This is a genomic window from Halomonas sp. YLB-10, assembly GCF_003856855.1.
GTDB classification, from domain to species: Bacteria; Pseudomonadota; Gammaproteobacteria; order Pseudomonadales; family Halomonadaceae; genus Halomonas; species Halomonas litopenaei.
On sequence record NZ_RRCU01000001.1, the window covers coordinates 386,178 to 410,979 of the forward strand.

Here is a 24,802-nt window from a genome sequence, read left to right on the forward strand (position 1 = left end):
GATGGAGACCTCATGACCATTGCTACCGGCGAACGCCTGCCCGACGTGACCCTCTTTACCAACGGCGACAAGGGTCCAGAGTCACTGACCACCGACGCCTTCTTTTCAGGACGCAAGGTGGTGCTGTTCGCTGTCCCCGGCGCCTTCACTCCGGGCTGTTCCAACACCCATATGCCCGGCTTCGTGGTCAACGCCGACAAGCTGCTGGAAAAGGCCGACGCGGTCGCCTGCCTGGCGGTCAACGACGCCTTCGTCATGGGCGCCTGGCAGAAGGACCAGAACGCCGAAGCGATCACCATGCTGGCCGACGGTAACGCCGATTTCACCCGAGCCATCGGCATGGACAAGGATGCCAGTGCCGCAGGCATGGGCGTGCGCAGCCTGCGCTACGCGATGATCGTCAACGACGGCGTAGTCGAGTATCTGGGCGTCGACACCGAACGCGGCGTGATCGAGGCGTCCAGTGCCGAGACGGTGCTGGCCAGGCTCTAAGGCTTGTACGAAAAGTGCCTGCGCTCGGTAATACGGCGTTAAAAACCGGCTGGTGCGCCAGCCCGGTCAACATGCTCACTTACTCCTCGTAAACTGCGCTTTCTCACCGATTTTTGCCTTGTCTAACCATCGCTCGCCGGCTTTTCGTATAAAGCCTGGAGCTGCAAGCGGGGGCTGACGCCCCCGCCTTCCCCCCCTTCTTCAAGGCGGTCATCCAGCACAGTTCTGCTAGTCTTGGGGAGTAGCCCCCACTGACGAGAGCACGGTCCATGAACGCGACAGCAGACCAGGCCATGCGCTTGAGCGGTACCTGCCTGTGCGGTGCGGTGACACTCAAGGTAGCACTTGAACAGCAGAGCGTCGGCGCCTGCCACTGCCAGATGTGTCGAACCTGGGGCGGCGGCCCGCTGTTGGCACTGGAGTCGGTCAGTCAGCTGACGCTCGAAGGCGAAGAGGCTGTCACCTTCTATTCATCGTCCGACTGGGCCGAGCGTGCCTTCTGTCGCCACTGCGGCACCCACCTGTTCTACCGATTGAAGAACGGCGAGCACACTTCGGTGCCCGTTGGCCTGATCGACAGCGGAGAAGCCTGGCGGTTCGACCTCCAGATCTTCATCGACGAGAAGCCCCACTGGTACCACTTCGGCAACGACACCCGCAATCTGACAGGCCAGGAACTGTTCGAGGCGTTTTCCAAGGACACCTGAGACTGGCTCCTGCCAGGCCCTTGGCCAGCGTTGGTGACTTTCGCCACTTGCGTCAGAGCCCGTCCTGTTCCCCCAGATAACACCAGGACGGCCAGCGCAATGCTGGCCGTCCTGTCTTTGTATCGAGCCGTGTCGAGCCGAGTCTTGTCCTGGCATCTCGGCACTTGCCGCTTGGGACGCTAAAGCATCCACTCCACCGGCAGCACCGAGATCAAGGTTACCGCCGCCCGGCGGAAGATGCCCACGTTGGGCTCGCCGTCGTACTGCACTACCCCTTGCGGCGTGCGCTCCAGCCAGATCATGCTGCCGTCTTCGTCCAGCTTGACCTCGTAGGCGTTGTCGAGCACGTCGGTATTGAACACCCGCTGCATTTCCTGAGCGAGCTCCGGACTCTCGATGATAAAGCCGAGTTCGGTATTCAGTCGCGCCGAGCGTGGGTCGAAATTGAACGAGCCGACGAACAGCCGATCGCCGTCCACGGCGAAGGTCTTGGCGTGCAGGCTGGCACCCGAGCTGCCGAAGGGGCCGGCAGATTCGCTGCGCCCCGGCGCATCTGGCGCGCGCTTGAGCTCGAACAACCGGACGCCAGCCTCCAACAGCTCGCGTCGCCGCTTGGCGTAGCCGGCGTGCACCGCGGCCACATCGGTCGCCTCCAGTGCGTTGGTCAGAATGGTCACCTCCACGCCGCGCGCCTCTAGATCGGCGAACATGCGAGTGCCCTTCTCTACCGGCACAAAATACGGCGACACCAGATGCACGCTGTCCCGGGGCGGCCCCAGCAGGCCACGTATGCGTCCGGTCAGCAGGTCTTCATCGGCGGCCAGCCCCAGGCCCTTGGCCGGATCGTCGCTGACCATTCTGGTGTTTGCCCAGACCAGCTCAAGGCTACCGTCCTCGATCGACTCGATGAACTGGCTTTCGTCCAGCGCCTGCCGGTACTCCAGCGAATCAGGGGTACGGACGATTTCCGCCGAGGCCTGCTCGAAGCGTGCCAGCCCCTGGCGCCCCGCCGAGTCGAGCACCCGACTGGCCGGGTAGGAGGACTGGCTGGCCCAGTACAGATCGAAGTCTTCAGAGACCTGCTCGACCACCGGCCCCACGGCGACGACATCGAGATCGGCGAACATCACGTTGTCGCCGGCGCCGAAATACTCGTCGCCGATATTGCGCCCGCCGATGATGGTGGCCTGGTTGTCCACCGTCAGTGACTTGTTGTGCATGCGCCGATTGGCCCGGGAGAAGTCGGTCAGGTAGCCGATAAACCGCGGTGAGCGCACCACGAAGGGATTGAACAGGCGTATCTCGATATTGGGGTGAGCATCCAGCGCTGCCAGCTTGTCATCGAGCCCTGCAGTGTTGGTGTCATCGAGCAGCATGCGGACGCGCACGCCACGATTGGCGGCGTCCAGCATGGCCTGATACAGCATCGAGCCGGTGATGTCGTCGTGCCAGATGTAATACTGGACATCGAGGGTCCGCTCTGCCGCTTCCGCCAGCAACAGTCGTGCGGCAAAGGCGTCGTGGGGATTGCGCAGGGTATGGATACCACTCTTGCCGGGATGGGCATCCACATAGGGTGCCAGCATCTCGCCGAGCGCCGTGTCGCGGGCCTGCTCCAGCGTCAGATGCTGTGTCTGGCTACGCCCTTCCAGGGAGGGCAGGCCGCTGCATCCAGTTAACAACACGGCCACCGATAGCCACAGGGCAAGCATCAGCGGTTTTCCGATAACGGGCATTCGAGAGTTCCATTCGTCGCTGGGTTGGCCGTTACAGCATAGCGAAGTTGCAGAAGAACCACCGCAAGGCTTTTTCTCATCGCCGGCCTCCTCGGCCGCCCCCTCGATCAACCTCTCGAATGCCCTCTCGATGCCACCCCCACGCGGCCACCGTTGCCACCCGAACGCCATATTGACCACAACGAGCGCTTGCAGCCTTCGTTCGTCGCTGCACTGATTTACGTCAAATCTAATTTTACTTTTTCTAATAGCCTTTCCCCGATCCCCTCACGCAGGCCTTCTCCACCGCCGTGAAAAGCCGACTGCCCCGAACAAGAGGAAACCACGATGCCCGTCCGTCACTTCTCCATCGCCCGGCTGAGCCTTGTCGCTCTGTTGCTTGCCGGCACCTCGACCCAGGCCGCCGACGGTACCATCAGTTTCACCGGCGAAATCGTCGCGGCCAACTGCACCATACCGACGGCGGCCACTACCGTGACGCTACCCAAGGTGTCCACCAGCGCCTTCGGTGCCTCCGGCACCCGAGCTGGCCAGAAGGCCTTCCAGCTCGTGCTGAAATGCGCCGCCGGCACCACTGGCCGCAACAAGGTCTCGGTGCGCTTTACCGGAGATGACACCCAGGTGGATCCGGTCACCGGGCTGTTCCTGCTCACCAGCGACAGCACTGCCAAGGACGTGGGGATCGCCGTCTACGACGCCAACGACGATTGGGTCAAGGCGGCCGACAACGACAGCACCCCGCCGGTGGACATCGTGGCAGGCGATGACACGACGGTCATTTCCCTGAGCGCCTGGTACCAGTCCACCGCCGCCACGGTAACCGCCGGCACCGTCAAGGCCAGCGGCAATATCGAGATTGTCTACCAATGACCGCGATAGAAGGCCCCGGCGCTTCGCCCTTTGCCATGCGGGCGTGGCAGCGACTGGTGATACACGCCCTCGGCCTGGGTCTGAGTCTGTGTCTTGCGCTCATGATCGCGGCGTTGCCAGGCCACAAGGCCGAGGCCAGCATCACCATCAATGGCACCCGCGTCATCTATCAGGAGGTCCAGCGGGAGCAGACGCTCCGGCTGGAAAACCAGGATAGTGTCCCGGTGCTGGTCCAGGCCTGGGCCGACCGCCACGCCGGAGGGCGCCCGGCGCGGGACGCCGAGTCGCCATTTCTGGTGACGCCATCGGTATTCCGTCTCGACCCCGGTGAGAGTCAGACCCTGCGTATCCTGCGCATTCGCGACGTGGAAAGGTCCGACCAGGAGTCGCTCTACTGGCTCAACATCAAGGAGGTGCCACCGCTACCCCAGGGGACCACCAACCGACTGCAGCTAGGCATCCTGACACGCCTGAAACTGTTCTATCGTCCGACGGGCCTCGCCGGTGAACCCGGCGACGCCATCGCCAATCTTCAGTGGCATCTGGCGCCTGGCCCCGACCTGCGCCTGGTGTGCGACAACCCCTCGAACTACCACGTGTCGTTGATCGGCGGTGCCTGGCGGCAGTTCAGCGACCACGATGATCTTTCCCTCGACATGCTGGCTCCGCACAGCGAGGCAAGCTGGTCACTGCAGACGAGGCCTGCGCCAGGGTCATCACTGTGGTACCGGGCGATCAACGACTACGGCGCCGTCGTGGTGCGCGAGGCCATCCCGGACACCGAATGAACCGACGACATGGCACTACCGTCTACCGAGTCGACGCCGCTGGCCGCTGCCAGACATCCTCCCCCCTGCCGGTGGTGCTTCACCGCCGGGCGCTACCGGTGGCGAGCGGCATTGGTGGTCGCGGCGGCAGTGGTGGCGACGGTAACTGGGCCACGGCCGGTCCAGGCCGACGAGGTGACCTTCGACCCAGCCTTCCTCGAAGACGCCAGTCTCGACATGCGTCGCTTCTCCCGACCGGACTACGTGCTACCAGGCGACTATCTGGTCGATCTGACCCTCAACCAGACGCCGCTGGGACGCTATCCGCTACGTGTCGAGGACATCCCGGACGGAACACAGCGACTTACCCTGCCCTTGGACGCCTGGTTGGCCGCACGCCTTGAGCCGGCCCTCGAACAGGAAGTGCGACATAGCTGCCGGCTGGACGCCAACTGCTTTCTGGGGGTGGACGCCGCCCTGCCCGGCGCCAGCCTGGATCTCGCCATCGGTGACCTGCGTGCCCACCTCAGCGTGCCCCAGGCGTTGCTTCATCGGCTGCCTCGTGGCCAGGTCGACAGCGCGCGCTGGGAGCCCGGCACCACCGCCCTGCTGGCCAACTATCAAGTGAACGGTTATCGCTCGAGCACCGACGAAGGGCACTATCAAAGTGCCTTTCTCGGCACGACGCTCGGCGCCAACCTTGGCCTGTGGCAGTTTCGCAGCAGCCTCAACGTTTCCCGCAGCGATGACGGCGACGTCGACTGGGACAGCCTTCATCACTACGTTCAGCGGCCCCTGCCGGACCAGGGCTTGCTGCTGCGGGCCGGCGAGATCAACACCCGAGGGGACTTCTTCGATTCGCTGGCGCTGCGCGGGGTTACGCTACGCACAGAGACCCGCATGCTGCCCGACAGTCGACGTGGCTACGCTCCCGTGGTCCGCGGCAGCGCCAGAACCCAGGCGCATGTCACCATCTCCCAGCAGGGACGGCGTCTGCTCGAGACCAGCGTGCCTCCCGGCCCCTTCGAGATCGACGACCTCTATCCCACCGGCTACGGGGGCGATCTTGAGGTGAAAGTCACCGAGGCCGATGGACGCGTCGAGCGTTATAGCGTGCCCTACGCTGCCGTCCCGGGCCTGCTGAGACCGGGTCAATCGCGCCTCTCGCTGGCCGCCGGTCAGTACCATGCCAAAGGCCTCGATGACCCTCCCTCACTGCTGGAGGCCGGCTATCGACGGGGGCTCGGCAACGCCATCACCGCCTACGGCGGCGCCCAGCTCAGTGAACACTACTGGTCTCCACTGATCGGCGCCGCCTTCAATACCCCCGCGGGGGCCATTGCTGTCGATGCCCAGTACGCCCATGCCGACCTTCCCCAGGGAGGTCGCAACGGCTGGAGTCTCGAGGCCTCCTACAGCCGCCACCTGCAATCCACCGATACCGACATCAATCTGGCGGCGTATCGCTACTCGACCACGGGGTTCGTGTCGCTGGCCGACGCCGCCTGGATTGCCGACGCTGACGACGACGGCGCTCAGGCAGACGAAGGATACGTAGACAACAGCACGACCATCGATCAACGCAGTCGCCTGCAGCTCAATCTGAGCCAGCCCCTCGGGCCACGTACACGCATCTCCGCAACCGGCAGCCTGGCGGACTACTGGCATCGCGGCGGCACCGAGTCGTCCTACCAGCTGAGTCTGAGTCACCGCATCGGGCGCGTCAGCCTGGCCCTCAACCTGTCGCGCACCGACAACCGCGAAGGAGAGGCCGAGCACCGCGCGCTGGTATCGCTGACGCTGCCACTGTCCAACGCGTCCTTCGCCCCACGTCTGGGTGTCTCCGCCAGTCGTGACAGCCGCCATCATGACGATGCCCACCTCGACCTCACCGGCACCCTGGGCGACGAACGCGAGCTGTCCTACGGGCTGTTCGCCAATCAGACCCGCGGCCCGAATGAGCGCTACCGCTCCTACGGGCTCAACCTGTCGAGCGGAACCTCCGTCGGCCGCTTCACCGCGGCAGGCTCGAAAAGCGACGACTACCGACAACTTTCCATCGGCGCCAGCGGCGCCGTGCTGATACACCGCCACGGCGTGACCTTCGGCCAGAGCACCGGCGATACCGTAGGCCTGGTCAGCGCCCCGGGGGGCGCCGGCGCTCGCGTCACCAACGCCGCCAACCTGACCCTCGACGATGACGGCGAGGCATTGGTCCCCTACTTGACGGCCTACCACGACAACGCGGTCCAGCTGGACCCGCGCGGCGCCGCCACCTCGGTGGAATTTCAGCGAACTTCGATCGATGTCGCGCCCTATGCCGGCGCGGTGGTGCCACTGCGCTTCGCCACTCGAACCGGGCTGCCGGTGGTGATCGTGCTGGAGCAGAACGGCCGGGGCGTACCGCTGGGCGCCGAAGTCAGCGCCACCGACGGACGCAAGCTGGGGGTGGTCGGCGCCGGCGGCATGCTGCTACTGCGCGATCTGACGCCCGGTACCTCGCTCCAGGTGACGTTGGGAGGCGAACGACGTTGCTGGGCACGTCCTGTCTGGACGCCTCCGACGGACAGCGACGAGATACCGATCGTCACCAGCCCCTGCCAGCCAACGCCACTGAAAGACCTGCTGGAGACAACGTGAATGCGCACCATCGGCTTGAAGACCCGCAGCGCGAGCGCTCCGCTGCGTTTCGCCATCAGACTTCTCGGCTTGCTGCTGTCGATCGCCGCACTGCTGTCGGCGACCTCGGTGGAGGCCAGCTGCCGACGCATCAACCCACCATGGAGTGACCAGCCTCTGACGGTAAATTTTGGCGCCGAGATCGTGCTCGACGAAAACGTGGCCGTCGGCACGCCCATCGCCACGGCGGTCATCCCCGGCAGCCAGCTCTATGCGATCAAAGGAGGCTGGGTCGCTACCTGCAACAATCAGGACGACGCGATCAAGTACTGGTGGCTCGAGCAGCACTACTCCCAGTCCAGCGGCTACTACCCGGTCCCCGGCATCAGCGTGGACAGCGCCGACGGGCGCGTCTACATCATGCAGGACAGCGGTAGCCGCAATCCCTACGGCGGCGGGGGCAGCGGCAGCGTCGGCTATACCACCGAATTGCTGGTCAACGGCAACGCCCATGCGTTCTCCTGGGTTTCCGCTTCCCCCAACAAGAACCTTCCGCCGATCGGCGGGGAGATCCACGGCATCCCCTGCCGCGACGCCCTGCTGGGGACGGGTGCCGCCGAGGGTTACCCCCCCTTGATAGAAATCAACTGCCCCATCGGCGACTACGCCGTCAACTGGCGCCAGCTTCCCCCCTTCCAGATCAAGGTCACGCTCTACCGCATGGCCGGTTCCCCCGGCACCAGCGGTGTACAGCTTCAGAACAACAACAACGCCGGCTTCAGCCTGTTCTCGTTGCTGAACAGCCAGGGCACGCCCTCCGGGGCCAACCACGAACTATTCAATCTGGTCAGGCTGCAGCTGGCCCAGAGTACACGGGTTAGAATCAATCCCTGCCATGGCATCAACAATGTCTCGGTGTCACTGGGAGAGGTGGGCAGCCATCGCTTCACCACCCTGGGCCAGCCCGCCACGGGCGTCGCCGACACCCCGGTGCACGTCACCGCCTGGTGTCACACCGACGGCGACATCAAGTGGGCCGTGCTGGGCAAGGCGGCGGCCTACGATCCCGGCGGGAATCAGGGCATTCTGGCCTTGGACAACGAAGAGCAAAGCGCCAGCGGCGTGGGTATCCAGCTGATCCACACAGGTAGCCTGGCGCCACTGCCGATCACCCCCGAAGGCAGCGCCTTCGATGCCTACCGCTGGATCGACACCAACCTTCATGCGCAGGGCGGCAACATCTTGATGCTCGACTTTCTGGCCCGCTACGTGAAGACCGGCACCGTCACGCCAGGTACCGCCAACGGCCATGCCACTCTGGTGCTGTCGCCTAAATGACAGCACCAGCCTCGAGCCCCATGCCTGACACCTTGTTCTAGACACTATCCAGTGACATCGACAGCAACAGAAAGGAAAGCGTCTTGCCGTGACCATCCAGGTTCAGCGCGCCATTGACGCCACCCTGGAGCACGTCATCAAGGACCAGGTTCATCCCGCCCAGCGCAGGCATCAGATAACGTTGCACGCGTGTTACCCCTCGATGGGCGAACATGGCCTTGACCCTGTCCTCGGTCACCAATGACACCAACCGCTCATAGTCGTCGTGCCGATAGGCAAACAGTGCAATGTTCAGACGATCACCCTTGTCACCGGCCCGGGCGTGGGCAATATCGTGCAGCCGCTCTGGTGCAGCACGCCTCGCAGCATTGCTCTCCTGACTCATGCCGGTTCTCCTCGGGTTGCAGACTTGAGCCTCGCGCCGGCCACGATATCCTCGCGCCGCACCAGATAGGATGAGCTGAGCAAGCGACGCTGGAACTGCCGCCGTACCCCTCCGCCACCCGCAGGTCCTGCGCAGTAGAGTGCCAGCAGCTCCTGGGTGGCACGCTCGACCCAACGCTTCTTCGGGTGCTCTACCGCCAAACGCAGGCGGTAGTCGCCATCACGGTTTCCCGACCCCGTCAGTTGGCCGGCGTCATCATTGAAGACGCTGAGGTGCCCGATGATGTCGAAACGCGCCTTGAGATCCGGTGGAGCACGGAAGCTCAGACGCTCACGCAGCACATCGGCGGCCAACCTGGCTCGTTCCAGCGCATTGGGGCCGGCGTAGGAAATTTCCGCCTCTCCCTGCCAGCCGGCATCGTGGCATACGGTGGTCTTCAATCGGTCGGGGGCAGGCTTGCCTCGGATACCGGTCACCGCCACCCTGTCGATACCGACCTGCTCAAGACGCACGCTTGTCAGGTCCACCACCACATCGGGCGTCAGATAGGCGCTGGGGTCATGGACCTCGTAGAGCAACTGTTCCTTGACCGTCTCGATCGTGACCAGGCCACCGGTCCCCGGCGGCTTGGTCACCACCAGGGTGCCATCCGCCTCGACTTCGATAATCGGATAGCCAAGCCGCGCCATGTCCGGGACGTCCTTGAACCCGGGATCGGCGAAATACCCACCACTGACCTGCGAACCGCACTCGCCGAGGTGCCCCGCCATGGTACCTGCCGCCAGCAGGTCCCAGTCGTCCCACGACCAACCGAAATGCTTGATCAGAGGGGCCAGAAACAGCGCCGGATCGGCCACCCGGCCGGCGACCACGACCTCGGCGCCGAGCTCGAGCGCCTCCACCAGCGGCGCCGCACCAAGATAGACGTTGGCCGACACCAGGGCTCCTGCTTCGGGCAGGTCTCTGGATTCGGCCTCCCAGCGTGTCAGGTCGAGCGCCTCCAGCCGGTCACGGACGTCATCGCCAAATACCTCCGCCACCTCCAGCGCCCCCAGCTCCAGCCGTCGCGCCAGAGTGTGCACACGACAGCAGGCGCTGGCCGGGTCGGCGGCGCCGAAGTTGCCGAGAATCGCGATGCCATTGTCCTGGCAGGTGGCGAGAACCGGCTCGAGCAATTCTTCGATCAACGGCTCGTAGCCTCCTTCGGGATCGTCACGCAGACGCCGGTGAGCCCCCGCCAAGGTGCGTTCCCCCAGGGTCTCGAAGACCAGTGCGCAGGGTTCTCCGCGCCGGGCCAGTTCCGCCACCACGGCGATCGCGGCATCGGTACGATCACCGGAAAAGCCCGCACCGCTACCAAGTAGAAAGCTCATCGGGTGATCTCCTCCGAGTGGGTGCTGGCGCCGACAACCGATTCATGGGCGCTGTCGAGCCTGCCCAGTTGGCGACGCCTGGAGACGAACATCGCGAACACGCCCACCAGCGCCGCCAGGGTGGATAGCCAGCCAGGGGTCAGCGCCAGGGCAATGAGGGCCACCAGCGCCAGGACGTCCAGCCACGGCCGGCCGGTGAAGGCGGCGCGAGACATCAAGGATGCGAAGGCCAGCACGAAGACCACCCCCTGGCTCGCCGCCAACAGGATGTCGATGCCATCGCCAAAGCCGGCCAGGGCCGGATATACCAGCAGCAGAAAGGGAATCACGTAGATCGCCGCCGCCAGGCGAACGGCTTCCACCGCAGACTTCAGCCAAGGCGTATTGGCGATGCCGGAGGCGACGAAGACGGCGACACAGACCGGCGGTGTGATCACCGACAGGGTGGCGTAGTAGAACACGAACAGATGGGCGATCAGCGGGTCCACGTCGATACTGGTCAGGGCCGGTGCCAGCACCGAGGCCACCAGCACGTAGGCGGCGGTGGTCGGGATCCCCATGCCGAGGATCAGACACACCAGCGCCACGATCAAGGCCACGATCATGGTGGACTGGCCTACGTCGACGATCAGGCTGGTCAGGGTCACGCCGATGCCGGTCATGCCGATCATCGCCACCAGAACCTGGGCGCCTGCCAATAGCACGCCAATGATCACCATGCCGCGACCGGCGTCTTCGAGACCGGCGAACAGGGTGTTGACGATGTCTCGCGGCGAGCGCCGTGCCAGCACGGCGAACAGCACGAAGGTGATCACCGTCATGGCGATACCGTAGAAGGCCGCAGTCTGGATCGACTTGCCACTCAGCACGCCGGCGAACAGACCGCCGAGAGCAGCGAGGATCGGGATCAGACGTGACGCTCGCAGCACCTCAGACCAGGCCGGCAGGTCTTCGGCAGGCACCACCCTTAGCCCGCGACGTCGCGCGACCAGATGGATGGTCATGAACACGCCCAGGTAGAACAGTACCGCCGGCAACAGCGCTGCCAGAGCGATGCGCAGGTAACTTTCGCCCAGTATCTCAGCCATGATGAAGGCCGCAGCGCCGAGAATCGGCGGGGCCACCTGGCCTCCGGTGGAGGCCACCGCCTCGACCCCAGCCGCGAAGGGGCGCGGATAGTCCAGGCGCTTCATCATCGGGATGGTGAAATTGCCGGTGGTGGCGACGTTGGCCACCGCACTGCCGCTGACCATGCCGAACAGCCCCGAGGCCACGGTGGCCACCTTGGCCGCCCCACCCGGAGAGCGCCCGCTGATACGCAGGGCGATATCCATGAAGGTGTTGCCACCCCCGGTATGCAGCAGTAGCCCCCCAAACATGACGAAGGCCGCGATGGTGGTGGCTGCCACTCCTACCAGCATGCCCCAGACCCCGAGATCCCCCAGGTAGAGCGTCTCGGTGATGTAGAAGACATCGAAGCCTCGATGGCCCAGCGGCCCGGGAATGGCAGCACCGAGCCAGGCGTAGGCCAGGCCGCCGAGCACCAGCAACGGGAAGATCGCGCCGATCGCCCGACGCGACAGCTCCAGTACGGTCACCACCAGCACAGCGCACAGCGCCATGTCGCGTGGTGTGGCCCAGGGCAGTTCGGTCAGAATCCGCTGCTGGTTCAGCGCCACGTAGACGCACGCCACCACCACACCCAGGGCCAACAGAACATCGACCACGCCACCGATGCGCCGCCAGGACGTGCCCCGACCCAAGGGATAAAGCGTCAAGCCGAGCAGCAGCACCAGTGTCAGAAAGAGACTGCGCTGGACCAGGCTTTCGAACGCGCCGAACGCCGAGGTATAGAGGATCAAGGCGCCCAGCGACAACGCCAGGCCCCGGGAAAGCAGTGTCAGCATGGGACGGCCTCGATCAGTCGGCGGGGGTCAGCGCTTCGGGAATCGCGTGCCCTTGCTCTTCGTAGTAGCGCGCGGCACCGGCGTGCAACGGCACGCTACCAACCGTCAGGGTCATCTGCGCCATATCGGCACCTTCCAGAGCGCCAAAGGCGTTGACCTGAGGCTCGGGGTTCTCCATCACCGCCTTGACGATCTCATAGGCAGTCTGCTCGTCCAGTGACGGAGAGGCATGGACCGCGACGCCAAACGCCCAGGTGGTGTAACCAGGAATGTCTTCAGCAGCACCCGCCGGGATATCCACCACCGCCAGTTCCGGCATCTGTTCGCGCAGTGTGTCGGCCTGGGCTTGATCAAGCGACAGCACGGCGACGTCGGTGAAGGTCGCGATATCCAGGCTGGAACCGTCCAGGCGTTCGCCGACGCCAGACTTTACGTAGCCGGCGATGCGCCCATCCTTGATCGAGTCCACCACGTCGCTGGTGGACCCACGAACATAGTCTGGCTCGATGCCGAGGGTGGCGAAGACCGCCTCGGAGGTCGCCTCGGTGGACGATCCGGTAATCCCCGGGTTCAAGCGAACGCCGTCCAGACCGGCGAGATCCTCGACGCCGGCGTCCTGACGCATCACCACGTTCTGGGGCGCCACGGTGTAGACCCACAACAGACGGGTATCGACCGGCCGAGAGGCGTATTCGCCGGTGCCGGAATAGGCCTGATAGCCGGTGTTGGTCGTGACCAGCCCCATGTCGACCTGATCGCGGCTCAGGCGACGCAAGTTGTCGACCGTGGCGCCGGTCTCGGCCACCGAGGAACTGACGCCCTCCAGGTGCTCGTTGATGATCTGGTTGACGGCAACAAAGTAGCCGTAATGGCTTGAGGAACTGGACGTGGAGCCGATCAGCAATCGGTCCTGGGCGTAGACGGAGGATGTGGCGATCATCGCGGCGGCGGCCGCGCACAGGGTCACTCGGCGGTTCATGGCGTTCTCCAGCCCTTCAAAGGGCATGTTGTTGTTGACCGTGTTGCAGGGCTCGCGGAACTGAACAGTGGACCGGCGCTGTGGACCAACGCCGCCACGAGCCATTCGCCTGTCTCTGTGGGAAGGCGACATCCTGAGCATGGTCCCGACACCACCTTTTGACTATTGAATAGTTTTTTGGAAACGTTTTAATAAATTTATGAAACCCAGCATCCAGCAGTTGCAGGCCTTTGTCGCCGTGGCCCAGTCTCACTCGCTGTCCCAGGCCAGCGAACGACTGCATCGCTCACAGCCGGCGATCTCCATTGCCCTGCGCAATCTGGAATCCCAGGTAGGTGGTCTGCTGTTCAGCCGCGACGCTCGTCAGCTGGTGCTGACGCCTGAAGGCAGAGACTTTCTTCCGGTGGCGTTGCGCCTGCTGGGTGACTGGAAAGATGCGCTCGATGACCTGGAAGCCACGTTCTCCAAGCGCCGCGGCAAGATCACCGTCGCGGCACTACCGACCCTGGCCGGCGGGCTCTTGCCTGGTGTCATCGCCGACTTTCGCCGCCGCTATCCTCAGATCAAGCTGAGCCTGCATGACGTTCTCGCCGATGAGGTCGCCGCTCTGGTTCGGGAAGAGCGTGCTGACTTCGGCCTGTCGGTCGAGCCCCAGGGCGCCGATGACCTGGACTTTCAGCCGATCGTCTCTGATCACAATGTGGTGATCTGCCCCCTGGGGCATCCCCTGCTGGCGCTGGACAGGGTCCCCTGGCGGGCCTTGATGGATCATCCGTTCATCGGCATTCACCGCCAATCCAGCTCTCGCCAGGAGATCGATCGAGTGATGGCCGACATCGGAGGGTCACTGGACCTGCAGTGCGAAGCGGGGCAACTCGCCACGGTGGGTCGCATGGTGGCGGCGGGACTGGGGATCAGTGTGCTGCCCTCCCTGAGCCTGCGCCTGATCTCCCCTGTGGGCCTGGACCACCGTGTCCTCGTATCGCCATGCCTGCCACGTCGGCTCGGCATTCTCTACCGCCGCCGTGCGCCGCTGTCCGCCGCCGCATCAGCGCTGAGAGACATGCTTCAAGAGGCTGCCCGGTCAGAGGCTCCGTCGACGTTGAAAGCAGAGCCTGAACCCTGAGCCACGATCAGGTCGCCAGCCACTAGCAACTGGCGTCGCTGGCCCCTCGTGTAGTCTGCAACGCAGCCGTTGCCGCCGCGCCTGCCGCTACCCGCGACACCACGCCGCCGACGATGATCAGGCAGGGGGATGGCAGGGGGCTCTCCGCCAGGCGCTGATCGATATCGCCAAGGGTGCCCACCAACGAGGCCATCTCAGGAAGACTGGCGTTGGCCACCAGCATCACCGGCCAGTCCTGTGGCAGGCCTGCGCCACGCAGGCCACGGGTAATCGCTCCAAGCTTGTTGAGCCCCATGTAGAACACCAGGGTCTCGTCGCGTCGGGCCAGCGATGCCCAGTCCGGCTCGCCCCCCTCGCGACACTGCTGGGCGGTGATCAGGCGAAGACTCTGGGCGTGGCCGCGATCGGTCAGCGGAATCCCCATGGCGGCGCAGGCGCTGGCCGCCGCCGAGATGCCGGGCACGATCTCACGCGCTATGCCGGCCTCGTCGAGGGCGTCGAGTTCTTCCCCCAGGCGTCCAAAGATGCCCGGATCGCCGCCCTTGAGGCGCACCACCGCCTTGCCCTGGCGCGCCAGCGCCACCAGCAGGGTGCCGATCTGCGCCTGATCGACGCTGTGGTGGCCCCTGGCCTTGCCGACATAGTGGCGCTCGACACCGGCCGGAATCATCGCCAGTACCTCGGGCCCCACCAGGCGGTCGTAGACCACCGCGTCGGCGTGTTCGATCCGATCCAGCGCCTTGAGCGTCAGCAGTTCACCCGCGCCGCTGCCAGCCCCCACCAGCGCGACCCGGCCAACAGCGCCGCCTGACCGATGGCCAGCGCCGCTGGCAGCGGACAGGGAAGCCAGCCGGTCGGCCAAATGCTGGCTTTGCCCTGCCAGTCGCCCCAGCAGCATCGACAGCCCGTCCAGACGACGTGCCAGCCAAGGCTTCGTCCCCGCTTCAGCAAGGTGACCCTGCCGGTCTCTAGGCCGACTGGGGTTGTGCGCGCTCGATGCGACCACGGCTCTTCTCCTCTTCCACCAGACTCTTCAATTCGGGAATACAACTGCCGCACTGGGTGCCACAGGCCAGCCGCGCACCGAGCGCCTCGACGCTGTCGTCGCCGGCACGAATCGCCCGCTGGATCGGGGTACGCCCCACCTGATGGCAGCTACACACGATCGGCCCCTGGTCGGCGGCGCCGTCATGACAGGCCGCCAGCACTCGCCGCCGATGCTGCTGCCCCATGGCCTCGCCACGCGCGGCCTCGTCGAAGCGCTCGCACAGCCAGCCAAGCCCCGGCAGTTCGCTGACCGGGCCAACCATCAGCCACCAGCACAGGCGTCCTTGTTCGAACCCCGCCAGGCGCCAGCGACCACTGGCCGGGTCCTGGGCCACCGGGCCCAGCTCCCCCGGCAACTGGCGTGCGGCCCAGTCGAGCCAATCGCGGTCGACGCCCGCTTTCTCGACGCTCCCTTTCTCACCCCCCCCTTTCTCACCCCCCCCTGGCTCGATCGGCTCACCGGCCAGTTGCCATCGCTCCGCCGAGGCCAGCGGGACCCGCGTCCAGTAGTTGGTCCCCTCGACCACCCGGGCCGCCAGGCCCGAACCCTCGGGCGGTCCCTGCTGGGCCAGTGCCCGGGAAACCACCAGGGTCGCCTCCCAGGCGTGCTGCAGCGGCGTGACCGCCACCGCGCCATGCTTGGTCTCCGGCTGGCCAGAAAGCGGATCGACGTCCGGGGCGAACAGGCTCCCCGCCAGTGGCGAGTGACTGAAGCGCGGTGTCCAGTGGATGGGCACGAACACTTCCCCACGGCGCTGGGCGGCAGAGACCCTGACGCGGGCGCGCATCTCGCCGCTGCGCGAGCGGATCCTGGCGAGCCCCTGGTCACACAGCCCCAGGGCCTCGGCGTCATCCCGGTGGACCTCGACGAAGGGCTCGGAGCGGTGATTCATCAGTCGGCTGGCCCTGGCGGTACGGGTCATGGTGTGCCACTGATCGCGCACCCGCCCCGAATTCAGCCGCAGCGGAAAGTCGGCATCAGTCGCCTGGCGCGGCGCCCGGGCGCTCACCGGCCACAGCCGGGCCCGACCGCTCTCGGTGTAGAAGCGGCCGCTTTCGAACAGCCGCGCGGTGCCTCGTGGTGCGCTTGCCGTCACCGGCCACTGGATCGGAGCCAGATCGTCGTACTCGACCCGGGACAGCCCCGCCAGCCCGGAAATATCGAAGGCCCGCCGTCCCTGGTTGTCGAGGCCCGACAGGCGCGCATGCTCGTCGAAGATCTCGCTGGGGTGGTCATAGGCGAAGGCCTCGCCGAAGCCCAGGCGCTCGGCCACCCGGCACAGGATCCACCAGTCGTGGCGGGCCTCGCCAGGCGGCGGCAGGAGCCCGCGCTGGCGCGAGATACGCCGTTCGGAGTTGGTGACGGTACCGTCCTTTTCCGACCAGCCGCTGGCCGGCAGCACGATATCGGCGAGTTCCACCAGGTCGGTGTCGGCCATGCACTCCGACACGATCACCAGCGGACAGCGCTCGATGGCGCGGCGTACCCGGTCGGCATCCGGCAGGCTCACCAGAGGGTTGGTGGCCATGATCCACAGCGCCTGGATGTCGCCGCGCTCGACGGCCTGAAACAGTTCGACCGCCTTGTGGCCGGGCTCCCGGGGCAGCGTCGGCACCAGCGCCTCGGTCGACCAGAAGCGGGTCAGCCGTTCGATGGCGCCCGGGGTGTGGTAGTCCATATGGGCGGCCAGCTGGTTGGCCAGTCCGCCGACCTCGCGCCCGCCCATGGCGTTTGGCTGGCCGGTGATGGAAAAGGGACCGGCGCCGGGCAGGCCAATCTTGCCGCCGGCCAGGTGGCAGTTGAGGATGGCCTGGCACTTGTCGGTGCCGCTGGTCGACTGGTTGACCCCCTGGGAGTAAAGCGTGACCACGTGCAGCTGGGTGGCAAACCAGTAGTAGAAGGTCTCGAGGCGCTCGGCGTCGAGATCGCAGGCCGCCGCCACCGCCTCGATGTCCGAGGCCTCGTCCAGGGCGGCGGCAATCGTCTCTTCGGCGCCGTCCACATGGCGCTTCAGATAGACCTCATCGAGCCGTTGGCGACGGGCCATCCAGGCCAGCAGGCCATTGAACAGCAAAGCGTCGCTGCCGGGGCGCAGCCCCAGGTACAGATCGGCGATCTCGCAGCTGTCGGTGACCCGAGGATCGATGACCACGACCCGCATCAGCGGATTGCGGGTCTTGGCCAGACGCAGCCGCTGATACAGCACCGGATGGTTCCAGGCCAGATTGGACCCCACCAGCACCACCAGTTCGGCCTCTTCCAGGTCCTCGTAGTTGCAGGGGACGGCGTCGGCGCCCAGGGTGCGCTTGTAGGCCGCCACCGCCGACGCCATGCACAGCCGCGAGTTGGTATCCAGGTGCGGTGTTCCGAGAAACCCCTTGAACAGCTTGTTGGCGACGTAGTAGTCCTCGGTCAATAGCTGCCCGGACAGGTAGCCGGCGATGGCCTCTGGACCGCTGCCCTCGGCAATCGCTCCGAGACGCTCGGCCACGGCGTCCAGCGCGCTGTCCCAGTCGGCTTCGCGACCGTCCACCCTGGGTCGCGTCAAGCGCCCCTGAACGCCAAGGGTCTCCGCCAGGGCCGAGCCCTTGACGCACAGGCGCCCGAAGTTGGCCGGGTGATCCCGATCGCCCTGGAGGGTGACCGACTCGCCATCGCGACGTAGCTCGATGCCACAGCCGACCCCGCAGTAGGGACAGGTGGTGCCTGTGGCCTCGCCGCCAGCACCGCTGTCGATCTCCGTGCTGTCGCTATCCGTCCGGGTCATCGCGCTCTCCTCTGGGCCATCTTGCTGCCTTGGCATATCGTCGGCATCTCATCGGCAGATCATCGCTCCGCTAGCGGCCGGGCCTTGATCGGTCGGGTCTTGCTGCGGCCCAAACGCACGACGCCCATCCCGTCGAGCGAGGCTCGAGGAGATGGGCGTCGTTGCCGGATGAAATCCCGCGCTGGATTTCGTGTGTGCTAGCGCCCGTTGCAGACGAGTTGTCGGACCGGCCCACCCGCCACCAGCGTCGGGACCCTTCCTGGCTCGGCCTAGTGATCTGGCTCGGCCTAGTGATCGGGCTCGACGTAGTCATCTGGCTCGGCTTAGTGATGCCCATGGCACCAACAACGGCACTAGCTTTGCCAGTAACCAAAGCAAACCCTGTGCCAGAACACCATAATCGCCCCCTGCAGTGTGGAATGCTGGTGCCAGCCAATTGAAGCCACGACGTTTTTTCTGACGTTTGCCCAGGCGATGGTGGCGAGAAGACGTCTGACAGACCCCAGGCTCGCACCACAACGAACGATAGAGGCCACCGTTTACGCACCCTTTCGGTGCGCGAGCGCCTGCCCGGCATATCTGCGGGGGCACGGCGGCGGCTTTGCAGGGGGTTATCTCCCTGACAGAAAACGACAAGATCGAAAATGGAACGCCTTTTGCGCTGACAGGTGCAGAGGCACCCAAGGTGCACCCTTCATCATGTCGACTCGAGCTCTATCGAGCGACAGCATCATCGAGCCACGCCCATGCCCGAACACGACACCTTGAAGGTCCTGCTGGTCGACGACGAGATAGTGCGCGCCGCCATGGTCGAAGAGGCGCTTGCGCTGGACGGACACCAGGTGGTCTGCCGACTGTCAAGCCCGGCCAGCCTCAACGACATGGTGCAGCAGCATCAACCCGACGTGGTCATCATCGACATGGAATCGCCTGACCGGGACACCCTGGAAAGCATGGCGCTGCTGCAGCGGGAAAACCCTCGACCGGTGGTGTTCTTCGCCGACCAGCACGACCCCGAATCGCTCAAGGCGGCGGTGAAGGCCGGCGTCAGCGCCTATGTGGTGGACGGTCTGGCGGCCAACCGCGTCAAGGCGGTCATCGATGTCGCCATCGCCCGCTTCGAAGCCTTTCAGGGAATGCGCCGCGACCTCGACAAGGCACGCAATCAGCTCGCCGACCGCAAGCGCATCGAACAGGCCAAGGGCCTGTTGATGAAGCATCAGAGCTGCGATGAGGAACAGGCCTACCGCATGCTGCGCAAGCTGGCCATGGACCGCGGCCAGCGCATCGCACAGGTCGCCCAGAACGTCATCGACATCCTCAAGCCACTGGAGAAGGGATCATGAGTCCATCGCTGTCTTCTGACGCGGCCAGCACGTCCAGAACTGGCGCGCCGCATCCACCCGAGCTCGCCAGCCTGACCCTGGGATTCGTGCCACTGCTGGATGCTGCGCTGTTGATCATCGCCCGGGAAGGCGGCTTCTTCGCCGCCCAGGGGGTCGAGGTCAGCCTGTCACGCGAGAACGCCTGGTCCACCCTGCGCGACAAGGTCGCCGCCGGCCTGCTTGACGGCGCCCAGATGCTGGCGCCAATGCCGCTGGCCATGAGCCTGGGGCTGTCCCGCGCGCCTTGTGACACCCTGGCCGCCGCGGTGCTGAGCCGCCAGGGCAATACGCTGGTGCTGTCTCGCCGCCTGGCCGATGCGGTCGGCGCTTCGGTCGACAACGGGGAGCCCGGCGCCTTCGGCGCGGCCAGCGAACTGGCCCGACGCTTCAAGGCCTCGCTGAAAGAAGGCACCCGGCCACGCCTGGCCATGGTCTACCCCTACTCCTGCCAGCACCTGTTGCTGCGTGACTGGCTGGCCCGCGGCGACATCGACGTCGACAGCGAGGTCGAACTGGTCGCGCTGCCGCCCCCGCGCATGGTGGACGCCCTGCGCGAAGGCGAGATCGATGGCTTCTGCGTCGGCGAGCCCTGGGGCAGCCTGGCCCAGCATCGTCAGGTGGGTCGAGTGGTGGCCAGCGGTGCAGAACTGATGCCGGCGCATCCCGAGAAGGTGCTGGGGGTGACGGCCTCCTGGGCTCGGCGCTACCCGAATACCCTGTCCGCGCTGCTGCGCGCCCTCCAGGCCGCCGCCCTGTGGCTGGACAAGGCGCCTGAGGCCAGACGCCAGACCCTGGCCTGGCTGGCACTGCCCCCCTACCTCGATGAAGCCGTAGGCCATCTCGACGAGCTGCCGCTGGAAGCCGCCCCGGGCTACCCCTGCATCGGTGAGCGACTGCGCCCCCTGACGGCCGACTTCGAGGGGCTGATCCAGCGGTTGTCGCCGCTGCTCGAGGCTCGCGGGCGACAGCTCGACACCGCCACCCTGGAGGAGTGCTACAGCGCTGTGCATTACGACGCCGCCACGCACCAGTACGGTGCCGACACGCCCTGAACCCTGCCTGACCGGTGCTGACGCCCGCCACCAGGGCCTGCACCAACAGGCTGTTTTACCTGCACAAAACGTAAAACAGGCATGAAACTTGGATAGCCTGTAGCAAGTGCCGGCGAATGCCGGCGGCGGTCAACGGCGATCGCACCGACACTAGACAAAGACGTCTCTTCACCCTCCGACGCCGGAGGTGTGAGAGACGTCTTTGGCGTTTTTGGAGCCCATGCGATGCCATATTCCACTGGTCCTTCTGACTCCAGGCCCCGCTCCTCTGGCCTGCCTGACTCAAGGTCCCGTTCCGAAATGACCCAGGCCGGCTCGTCTTCCCCGACGAGGTCTGATGACGCACGTCTTCCCCACCTGGTGATCGTCGGCAACGGCATGGCCGCGCATCGATTGATCGAGACCCTGGCGGCCCAGAGTGGTGCCCCACGACACATCACCGTGATCGGCGCCGAACCGCACGCGGCCTACAACCGCATTCTGCTGTCGAGCTGGCTGGCCGGCGATGTCGAGCAGGATGGATTGACGCTGACACCGCCGCATGACTCCGCCGTCACGGTCGATCAGCGCCTGGGCGCGCGGGTGGAACGGATCGATCGTACCCGGCGCCTGGTCGAGTGCGACGACGGCGAGGTGATCCCCTACGACCACCTGGTGCTGGCGCTGGGTTCGCGCAGCGCCATGCCACAGATCCCCGGCATCACGCTGACGGGCGTGTCGGGCTTTCGCGATCTGGACGATGCGGCGCGCCTGGCCGACGCAGCAAAGGCTGGCGGCGCGGCGGTGGTGGTCGGTGGTGGCCTGCTGGGCCTGGAGGCCGCCGCCGGCCTCGCCGCCAGAGGCATGCAGGTATGCGTGCTGCAACGCTCACCGCGCCTGATGAACCGGCAGCTGGACGCCACCGCCAGCACCATGCTGGCAAGCGAAATCGAAGGACGCGGCATCCATCTGAAGACCGGGGCGCGGCTGGCCGAGATCGTCGGCGATGAAAACGGCCAGGTGGTCGGTGTGCGCCTGGAAGACGACGAGCGCCTGCTGCCGGCGAACTGCGTGGTGATCGCCGCCGGCATCACCCCCAACGCCGAGCTGGGCAGGGATGCGGGGCTCGATTGCGATCGCGCCATCGTCGTCGACGACACCCTGGCCACCTCGGACCCCGACATTTCTGCCCTCGGCGAATGCTGCCAGTTCGAGGACACCACCTACGGCCTGGTGGAGCCGATCTGGCATCAGGTCGAGGTACTGGCCAGTCGCCTGTGCGGCGAGCCCTCGGCGCCTTACCACGAACGCGCCTGCGCCACCAAGCTCAAGGTTTCCGGCGTCTCGCTGTACGCCTTCGGCCCCACCGAGGCCGAGGACGGACATGAGGTCCTCAGCTATCGCGACCAGGGCGAATACCGCCGACTGCTGCTGCGCGACGGCCGACTCGAGGGCGCCGTGCTCTACGGCGATACCCGCATGGGCCCCTGGCTATTCCGGCTCGCCGAGCAAGGCCAGCGACTGGACCGAGCGCGCCACTCGCTGCTGCTGGGCCAGGCCGATACCGAGGCCCTGCTGGCGGACGACGCCACCACCGACACCGACCCATCGACCACCGAACAGGATGCCGCCTGATGTCCAGCACAAAGCACAATCTCGCCGCACACAATGCTCCCGACAGCGACGCCACGGATACCCGCCCCACCCTGGTCGTGGTAGGCAACGGCATGGTAGGTCACCACCTGGTCGAGCAGCTGGTCGAACGTGATCAGCACCGCCGCTACCGCATCGTGGTGTTCGGCGAGGAACGTCATCTGGCCTACGACCGAGTGCACCTGTCGGAGTACTTCAGCGGCCGCGACGCCCAGTCCCTGGCGCTGTCCACCGCCGACTACTACGCCGAGCACGGCATCGAGCTCAAGTTGCACCAGGCGGTCACCGCCATCGATCGCGATGCACGGCGCGTTCACACCGACGCTGGCTACCTCGACTTCGACCGTCTGGTGCTGGCCACCGGTTCCTTCCCCTTCGTCCCGCCGATTCCCGGCAATGATCGCGAGGGCTGCCTGGTCTACCGCACCCTGGACGATCTCGACGCCATTCGCGCCGCCGCCGCCACCGCCAATACCGGCGTGGTGGTGGGGGGCGGACTGCTCGGGCTGGAGGCCGCCAACGCCCTGCGCGGCCTCGACCTGGACACCGCGGTGGTCGAATTTGCCCCGCGTCTGATGCCGATGCAGGTGGACGAGCAAGGCGGTGAACTGCTCAAGGAAAAGATCGAGGGCCTGGGCGTCCAGGTGCTGACCGAAAGAGCGACCCGCGAGATCGTCCCCGGTGAAGCCAGCCGTCTGCGCATGGTATTTCAGGACGACAAGGTGCTGGAGACCGATCTGATCGTGTTCTCCGCCGGCATACGCCCCCGGGACGAGCTGGCCCGCGAGTGCGGGCTCGAGATCGGCGAACGTGGCGGCGTGGTGATCGATGACCACTGCCTGACCAGCGATCCCGCCATCCTCGCGGTGGGCGAGGTCGCGCTGTACAACAACAGCATCTTCGGTCTGGTCGCCCCCGGTTATCAGATGGCCAAGGCCGCGGCCGACACCCTGTGCGGTGGCGATTCGACCTTCACCGGGGCCGACATGAGCACCAAGCTCAAGCTGATGGGGGTCGACGTGGGGGCCATCGGCGACGCCCACGCTAACCGCCATCCCGGCGCCAAGCAGTACCGATACTTCGACCAGATCCAGCAGGTCTATCGCAAGCTGGTGGTCTCCGGTGACGGCAAGCGCCTGCTCGGCGCCATGCTGGTGGGCGACAACTCCGCCTACGACAGCCTGATGCAGTACTACGCCAATAACCTGGATCTGCCGGCGGACCCCGCCTCGTTGATCGTGCCCTCCAGCGAACCGGCGCCGGCGCTGGGCCCGGACGCCCTGCCGGACAGTGCCACCATCTGCTCGTGCCACAACGTCACCAAGGGCGCCATCAGCGCCGCCATCGACGCCGGCTGCGAGGACCTCGGCGCGGTCAAGGGGACGACCAAGGCCAGTACCGGCTGCGGCGGCTGTGCGGCGCTGCTCAAGAACGTCTTCGACCATGAACTGGCGGCCCGCGGCATGGAAGTCGACACCTCCCTGTGCGAGCACTTCGCCCACACCCGCCAGCAGCTCTTCGATATCGTCCGGGTCGAGGGCATCAAGACCTTCAGCGAGTTGATGACCCGACACGGCACCATCCTGGACGACGGGGCGCCGAGTCTCGGCTGTGACGTCTGCAAGCCGGCGGTGGCCTCGATCCTGGCCTCCTGCTTCAACGAACCGATCACCGACGCGGCGCATATCCCGCTGCAGGATACCAATGACACCTTCATGGCCAACATGCAGAAGAACGGCACCTTTTCCGTGGTGCCGCGTATCGCCGGCGGTGAGATCACCCCGGACAAGCTGATCGTGCTGGGCCAGGTGGGCAAGAAGTACGGCCTCTACACCAAGATCACCGGCGGCCAGCGCATCGACCTGTTTGGCGCGCGTCTCGAGGACCTGCCGGCCATCTGGGAGGAACTGATCGACGCTGGCTTCGAAACCGGACACGCCTACGGCAAGTCGCTGCGCACGGTGAAATCCTGTGTCGGCAGCAGCTGGTGCCGCTACGGCGTCCAGGACAGCGTCGGCATGGCGCTGCGACTCGAGCATCGCTACAAGGGACTGCGCTCGCCGCACAAGCTCAAGTTTGCGGTGTCCGGCTGCACCCGCGAGTGCGCCGAGGCCCAGAGCAAGGACATCGGCGTCATCGCCACCGAGCATGGCTGGAACCTGTACGTCTGCGGCAACGGCGGCATGCGTCCGCGTCATGCGGAGCTGTTCGCCACCGACCTGGATGACCAGGCCCTGATCCAGGCCATCGACCGTCTGTTGATGTTCTACGTACGCACCGCCGATCGACTGCAGCGGACTTCTGTGTGGCGCGAAAACCTCGAGGGAGGCCTCGACTACCTCAAGGCGGTGGTGCTCGACGACAGTCTGGGCATCGGCGAGGAGCTCGAACGCCAGATGCAGCACGTCATCGATACCTACGAGTGCGAGTGGGCGGGCGCCCTGGCCGATCCGGACAAGCTCAAGCGCTTTCGCAGCTACGTCAACGACAGCCGTCCCGACCCGGACATCATCGTCACCGAGGAGCGCGGTCAGCTCCGCCCAGCCTGAGCAAGCCTCAGCCAACCACCGTTTCCGCCCTCGTGACCACACCTCGTCACGAGACGGGCCGCCAACAACG

At 65.7% G+C, this 24,802-nt stretch carries 18 protein-coding genes; 11 read left to right on the top strand and 7 right to left on the bottom strand.

The annotated features are described in order from the left end of the window. Nucleotides 1–12: 12 nt before the first annotated feature. Nucleotides 13–492 (top strand): peroxiredoxin, encoded by a 480-nt coding sequence (locus EBB56_RS01505; RefSeq protein ID WP_108450219.1) that lies wholly within the window; start codon nt 13–15, stop codon nt 490–492. Nucleotides 493–761: 269 nt separating this feature from the next. Beyond that, the gene (locus tag EBB56_RS01510) at nt 762–1,199 is read left to right on the top strand and encodes a GFA family protein (protein WP_045994383.1); all 438 of its coding nucleotides are present in this window, start codon (nt 762–764) and stop codon (nt 1,197–1,199) included. A 179-nt stretch (nt 1,200–1,378) separates the two neighbouring features. On the opposite strand, the gene EBB56_RS01515 is transcribed toward EBB56_RS01510, so the two are convergent. Next, on the bottom strand, nt 1,379–2,935 hold the full coding sequence (locus EBB56_RS01515; protein ID WP_249743055.1) for a phospholipase D family protein: 1,557 nt from the start codon (nt 2,933–2,935) through the stop codon (nt 1,379–1,381). 327 nt (nt 2,936–3,262) lie between these two features. Between EBB56_RS01515 and EBB56_RS01520 the strand changes: the two genes are divergently transcribed. Genes EBB56_RS01520 through EBB56_RS01535 form a run of 4 tightly spaced genes read left to right on the top strand, consistent with a single transcriptional unit; the run spans nt 3,263 to nt 8,529 of the window. Next, complete coding sequence (locus EBB56_RS01520; protein ID WP_124802530.1) at nt 3,263–3,805, top strand: fimbrial protein; 543 nt, start codon at nt 3,263–3,265, stop codon at nt 3,803–3,805. Continuing rightward, nucleotides 3,802–4,593: a molecular chaperone gene (locus tag EBB56_RS01525; protein ID WP_124802532.1), complete on the top strand. Its 792-nt coding sequence runs from the start codon at nt 3,802–3,804 to the stop codon at nt 4,591–4,593. The genes EBB56_RS01520 and EBB56_RS01525 overlap by 4 nt, the downstream gene beginning before the upstream one ends. Before the next feature lie 9 nt (nt 4,594–4,602). Next, the gene (locus tag EBB56_RS01530) at nt 4,603–7,212 is read left to right on the top strand and encodes a fimbria/pilus outer membrane usher protein (protein ID WP_124802534.1); all 2,610 of its coding nucleotides are present in this window, start codon (nt 4,603–4,605) and stop codon (nt 7,210–7,212) included. After that, nucleotides 7,213–8,529: a fimbrial protein gene (locus EBB56_RS01535; RefSeq protein WP_124802536.1), complete on the top strand. Its 1,317-nt coding sequence runs from the start codon at nt 7,213–7,215 to the stop codon at nt 8,527–8,529. 37 nt (nt 8,530–8,566) lie between these two features. Here the strand turns inward: EBB56_RS01535 and EBB56_RS01540 are convergent, their stop codons facing one another. The 4 genes from EBB56_RS01540 to EBB56_RS01555 are packed head-to-tail and all read right to left on the bottom strand — an operon-like array spanning nt 8,567 to nt 13,173. Then, complete coding sequence (locus EBB56_RS01540) at nt 8,567–8,914, bottom strand: hypothetical protein (protein ID WP_124802538.1); 348 nt, start codon at nt 8,912–8,914, stop codon at nt 8,567–8,569. Next, complete coding sequence (locus EBB56_RS01545; protein ID WP_124802540.1) at nt 8,911–10,287, bottom strand: acyclic terpene utilization AtuA family protein; 1,377 nt, start codon at nt 10,285–10,287, stop codon at nt 8,911–8,913. Before EBB56_RS01545 ends, EBB56_RS01540 begins: the two co-directional genes overlap by 4 nt. Further along, complete coding sequence (locus EBB56_RS01550) at nt 10,284–12,194, bottom strand: TRAP transporter fused permease subunit (RefSeq protein WP_124802542.1); 1,911 nt, start codon at nt 12,192–12,194, stop codon at nt 10,284–10,286. The genes EBB56_RS01545 and EBB56_RS01550 overlap by 4 nt, the downstream gene beginning before the upstream one ends. 13 nt (nt 12,195–12,207) lie before the next feature. After that, a complete protein-coding gene (locus tag EBB56_RS01555; RefSeq protein WP_124802544.1) occupies nt 12,208–13,173 on the bottom strand; it encodes a TAXI family TRAP transporter solute-binding subunit in 966 nt (321 codons plus the stop codon). A 199-nt stretch (nt 13,174–13,372) separates the two neighbouring features. Between EBB56_RS01555 and EBB56_RS01560 the strand changes: the two genes are divergently transcribed. After that, nucleotides 13,373–14,299, top strand: coding sequence for a LysR family transcriptional regulator (locus EBB56_RS01560; protein WP_124802546.1), 927 nt, complete (start codon nt 13,373–13,375; stop codon nt 14,297–14,299). Nucleotides 14,300–14,321: 22 nt separating this feature from the next. Here the strand turns inward: EBB56_RS01560 and cobA are convergent, their stop codons facing one another. Together cobA and EBB56_RS01570 are read right to left on the bottom strand one after the other, a co-directional pair. Next, nucleotides 14,322–15,197 carry a uroporphyrinogen-III C-methyltransferase gene (gene cobA / locus EBB56_RS01565; RefSeq protein WP_124802548.1) on the bottom strand — a complete coding sequence of 292 codons (876 nt, stop codon included), beginning with the start codon at nt 15,195–15,197 and terminating at the stop codon, nt 14,322–14,324. Nucleotides 15,198–15,267: 70 nt separating this feature from the next. Further along, on the bottom strand, nt 15,268–18,114 hold the full coding sequence (locus EBB56_RS01570) for a nitrate reductase (protein ID WP_124802550.1): 2,847 nt from the start codon (nt 18,112–18,114) through the stop codon (nt 15,268–15,270). Between the two features lie 746 nt (nt 18,115–18,860). On the opposite strand from EBB56_RS01570, the gene EBB56_RS01575 reads away from it, so the two are divergent. The 4 genes from EBB56_RS01575 (at nt 18,861) to nirB (ending at nt 24,732) form a co-directional block, all read left to right on the top strand. Further along, nucleotides 18,861–19,460: an ANTAR domain-containing response regulator gene (locus EBB56_RS01575; protein WP_045994380.1), complete on the top strand. Its 600-nt coding sequence runs from the start codon at nt 18,861–18,863 to the stop codon at nt 19,458–19,460. Continuing rightward, nucleotides 19,457–20,551, top strand: a complete 1,095-nt coding sequence (locus EBB56_RS01580) for a CmpA/NrtA family ABC transporter substrate-binding protein (RefSeq protein WP_124802552.1) — start codon at nt 19,457–19,459, stop codon at nt 20,549–20,551. The genes EBB56_RS01575 and EBB56_RS01580 overlap by 4 nt, the downstream gene beginning before the upstream one ends. 300 nt (nt 20,552–20,851) lie before the next feature. Continuing rightward, nucleotides 20,852–22,165 carry an NAD(P)/FAD-dependent oxidoreductase gene (locus EBB56_RS01585; protein WP_124802554.1) on the top strand — a complete coding sequence of 438 codons (1,314 nt, stop codon included), beginning with the start codon at nt 20,852–20,854 and terminating at the stop codon, nt 22,163–22,165. Further along, nucleotides 22,165–24,732 (top strand): nitrite reductase large subunit NirB, encoded by a 2,568-nt coding sequence (gene nirB, locus EBB56_RS01590; protein ID WP_124802556.1) that lies wholly within the window; start codon nt 22,165–22,167, stop codon nt 24,730–24,732. Before EBB56_RS01585 ends, nirB begins: the two co-directional genes overlap by 1 nt. Nucleotides 24,733–24,802: the final 70 nt, after the last annotated feature.